At 50.4% G+C, this 1,788-nt stretch carries 2 protein-coding genes; one reads left to right on the forward strand and one right to left on the reverse strand.

The genetic code is table 11. The annotated features are described in order from the left end of the window. Positions 1–273 (forward strand): hypothetical protein (locus tag VGS11_04895; protein HEV2119425.1); only part of this gene is annotated, 273 nt, incomplete at its 5' end. A gap of 53 nt (positions 274–326) precedes the next feature. On the opposite strand, the gene VGS11_04900 is transcribed toward VGS11_04895, so the two are convergent. Further along, positions 327–1,511: a DUF2130 domain-containing protein gene (locus VGS11_04900; GenBank protein ID HEV2119426.1), complete on the reverse strand. Its 1,185-nt coding sequence runs from the start codon at positions 1,509–1,511 to the stop codon at positions 327–329. Between the last annotated feature and the right edge of the window lie 277 nt (positions 1,512–1,788).

The following is a 1,788-nucleotide window of genomic DNA, read 5'->3' on the forward strand; positions in this document are numbered from 1 at the left end:
TTCGGTCAGGGAAAGCCGAAGCCGAGCTTTGCCCTGCTGAACGGCGAATTCGGCGGGCTGGCGACGCTCGTTGACAGCGCCGACGCCGCGCCAACTTCAGGGATGAAGATCGCGTTCGACGATTACTGCGGAGACCTAAACACGGCGCTGGGCCAGTGGAACGGCCTGGTGAATCAAGACCTTCAATCGTTGAACGCGCAGCTCACGGGATTGCACCTGCAGCCGCTGCCGGCGCCAGCGCCGCTTCCGGTTCAAACCGGCTGCGAGAAGTGATGCGTATTCGAGTCTCTTCGAGGATTAAGAAGAGTCCCAAGCTTTTCACTTGTTCAGCTCTCTAGTTCATCTATTTGGACGAATGCCTTCTTCGGTGGTGGAAGTAGCTTGGGTTTGGTCTCTAAGCGAGGGTGAGCTAACTCTCTTAGGCTGTAGTCAATCGCTCCGATGTCGTTGAATAACGTACCGTAAACTTGATATCTCTTCTTCCAAGTTCGTCGATGAGACACAATCTCGGATTTCAACTCTTTGCCCAGGTCAAGAAGCTGGCTTGCGATGTCATTCATTTTACCGTTGTAGTCCGCACTAGAAAGGTAATCGTACACTCGCTGTACGGCTCTTTGCTTCGCTTCGTTTGTCATTCTCAGCATGGCCATCCTCACGAGGCTTTCCCTAAGAGTGTACGTAATGGGTTCTAAGCTGATAGGGCTGATCACAAAGACACTTTTCTCGACAAAATAGTACTGCCGCTTCGATGGAAATGCGTTCGTTACAAGAACGGCAAAGTCGGCCTCACGGAACCGGCGTGCTTCTCTCGCCTGGTCGATGTGCTTCCTGTCGAAATGTTTGACGCGCTTGCACTCGTAGACAATGCGTCCGATTTCGCTGCTTCTTTCGATTACAAATTGGATGATGTCCCCGCCTTTCCCGGGATGTTCGAACTTGTCGTGCGGAAATAGCTCTCTGAGCTTGTTTAGTAGCTTGCTCTCCTCCAAGAGCCCCTCGATCTGTGGGGTTATGCCCTTCTCGATCTGTTCTTTAAGTCGCTTAATTTCCTCGCTTGCTTGGTCATATTTCTTTGCAGATATTTTCAGGCTCTTCTCGAGTTGAGACATTTTGTTTTTGCTTTTTCTGAGATCTATCTCTTGCTTTCTGAGTTTATCTCTTTGCAGGGCCACGCCCTGCTCGACGCCCTTCTTGACCTCAGCCTTGATTTTCCTACTGAATGAGCTTTCGAGTGCAGCCTTTTGGTTTCTCAGCCTCTCAGAGGTGCGTTGTTCTTGTTTTGCTAGTCGCTGGCTAGTCTCTGAGCGTAACTTCGACTCCCGTTGTTTGAAATCCCTTTCTTGTTTCTTGGCCCGCTGCTTCAAGAGAAACTCTTTACGCTTTAACTTTTCTTGTTCGTTTTCGAGGTGCTTTATGTGTTCCTGTTTGTCTTTCCAAATTCCCAGCGCTTTGTCGTATTCGGCCTGGGTCAGAGGCTTGCCGCAGACAGGGCATTTAAGAGTGTTTGTCATCAAGGAGTTCCTAAGCACCTCCAATATAAGAACGGTCAGAACGAGGTTGGGATTATTCTGAAGTGCTGTTACGTATGAGCTACGTCCAGCAACCGTACCCTTATCAATGACAGCAGGAGACAATCAACGAGGTAACACGGTGACGGTGAGACTGGCCGTTTTCGAATGGCCAGCGGAGTCCGAAGCGGTGAGCGTGTACGTCTCGGTCTTTTTCGGAGTCACCGCAAAGCAACGATTGAAAGAAGGCCAGACGCTTCCCACGGGCGGATCGAGTTTC

This window comes from Candidatus Bathyarchaeia archaeon (genome assembly GCA_035935655.1).
Classification (GTDB): Archaea; Thermoproteota; Bathyarchaeia; order 40CM-2-53-6; family 40CM-2-53-6; genus 40CM-2-53-6.